This is a genomic window from Allostella sp., assembly GCF_041913585.1.
GTDB lineage: Bacteria > Pseudomonadota > Alphaproteobacteria > ATCC43930 > Allostellaceae > Allostella.
This window is the reverse complement of record NZ_JAYSFE010000102.1, coordinates 1-2064: the sequence shown is the minus strand read 5'-3', so window position 1 is coordinate 2064 and position 2064 is coordinate 1. Positions and strand designations below refer to the sequence as shown.

Annotated in this window: 2 protein-coding genes; both read left to right on the top strand. The window is 70.6% G+C overall.

Going from position 1 to position 2064, the window contains the following annotated elements:
- Positions 1-205 precede the first annotated feature (205 nt).
- On the top strand, positions 206-703 hold the full coding sequence (locus tag ACE3Q3_RS17640; RefSeq protein WP_374448312.1) for a hypothetical protein: 498 nt from the start codon (positions 206-208) through the stop codon (positions 701-703).
- A gap of 34 nt (positions 704-737) precedes the next feature.
- Positions 738-2064 (top strand): RNA polymerase sigma factor region1.1 domain-containing protein (locus ACE3Q3_RS17635; RefSeq protein ID WP_374448310.1); only part of this gene is annotated, 1327 nt, incomplete at its 3' end.

Below are 2064 nucleotides of genomic sequence, written 5' to 3'. Positions count from 1 at the left end.
GCGCGCGCGGGGGGGCGGGAGCCACCCCCGCGCGCCCCCGCCCGTGTCACAGGCCGCCTCCCCGCCCCCCGGCCAGGCGGCCTTGGCCGGGGCGCGCGGCCGGCCCGGCGCCTCGGCCCGGTCGCCGCTGCGCCGCGCCGAGGCGCCATGGCGGGGGAATGCCCGTAGCTTCGCCGTTCCGGTCCCGGACGTCCCGCCGCCGCCCGTGCCGGACCAGTGGGGAGTCCACGAGAGCCGGCTGCTGCTGCTCGCCATCCGCGACGGGGCGGTGCTGGCCGAGGTGGCGGAAGGGGCGGGTGCCATGACCTGCCGGGACCCGGCGCTGGAGGCGCTGCGCCGCGATCTCGTCGCCGCGCTCGGCGGAGAACGGCTTGACTCGCGCGCGATCGAGCGCCATTTGACGGAACTAGGCCACGGCCCGACTCTGGATCGGCTGCGCGGCTCGGCGGCTCGGCGTGGCTGGGCTAGCGTCGGTTCCGAGTCGTCTCCCGAGGAAGCGCTGTACGATTGGCGCCATTCGCAGGTCGCGTGGCAGCTCGACGAGATACAGAAGGAAATGGCGCTGGCAGAGCGCAGCTTCGAGGCCGATCCGAGCGATCGGCTGGTGCGGCTGGCGGCCCAGCGAGCCGAGCTTCTGCGCTACCGGGCGGAGCTCGAGCAGGAACGTGACGCGTTGAGACAGTCAGCGGCAGGCGGATTGTGATCCCGGCGACAGGATATCAGGGGGTCTAGGCGATATGGCGACGAAGGCGGCGAGCACGGCGGCGGAGCAGGTCGAAAACCGCGAGGATTCCGAGGCCCCGCTCATCGATACGATGACGGCGGCCGTCAAGCGGATGGTCGCCCGCGGCAAGGAGCGCGGCTTCGTCACGCTCGACGAGGTGAACTCGGTGCTGCCGGCGGACCAGCTCTCCTCCGAGCAGATCGAGGACGTGCTCGCCATGCTCTCCGACCTCGGCATCAACGTGGTCGAGGGCGAGGAGGCCGAGGAGGCGCCGGCCGCGGCCGAGACCGAGGACGAGGCCGAGGCGCGCGGCAATCTCGACGACGAGGATGTCGGCCGCACCGACGATCCCGTGCGCATGTACCTGCGCGAGATGGGCTCGGTCGAGCTGCTGTCGCGCGAGGGCGAGATCGCGATCGCCAAGCGCATCGAGGCCGGTCGCGAGATGATGATCGGCGGCATCTGCGAGAGCCCGCTGACGGTCCGGTCGCTCCTCGAGTGGCGCGAGGCGCTGATCGCCAACAAGGTGCTGCTGCGCGACATCGTCGATCTCGACGCCATGTCGGGCGCCACCCCCGGCGCCGAGGCGGCGGGCGAGGGCGAGCAGCCCCCGGCCGAGGCCGAGGAGGAAGCCGGCGAGGCCGAGGGCGACTTCGAATCGGAGGAGGCGGCGCTCTCCCTGTCACAGCTCGAGCAGCAGTGGAAGCCGGTCATCCTGGGGACGCTCGACCAGATCGCGGCGGCCCAGAAGAAGCTGCACAAGGCCCAGGAGCAGCGCTTCGGCCATCTCCAGAAGGGCGAGGAAGTTCCCAAGGCGACCGAGAAGCGCTACGAGAAGGCCAAGCAGGACGTCGTCGACCTGATGAAGACGATCCGGCTCAGCAATTCGCGGATCGAGCAGCTCGTCGACGAGCTCTACGGGCTCAACCGTCGCCTTGTCGGTTTCGAGGGCCGGCTCCTGCGTCTGGCCGAGAGTTCGGGCGTCAAGCGGGAGGAGTTCCTGCGCCACTATCCGGGGTCGGAGCACGACCCGAACTGGATGGAGCGCGTCGGCCAGCTCCCCGGACGCGGCTGGAAGGTGTTCGCCGGTCCGAAGTTCGCCACCCAGATCGCCGAGGCGCGGGCCGAGATCGCCCGCATCTCGACCGCCGTCCGCCTGCCGGTGCTGGAGTTCCGGCGCAACGTCCAGACGGTGCAGAAGGGCGAGCGCGAGGCGGGCAAGGCGAAGAAGGAGATGGTCGAGGCGAACCTGCGCCTCGTCATCTCGATCGCCAAGAAGTACACGAACCGCGGCCTGCAGTTCCTCGACCTGATCCAGGAAGGCAATATCGGCCTGATGA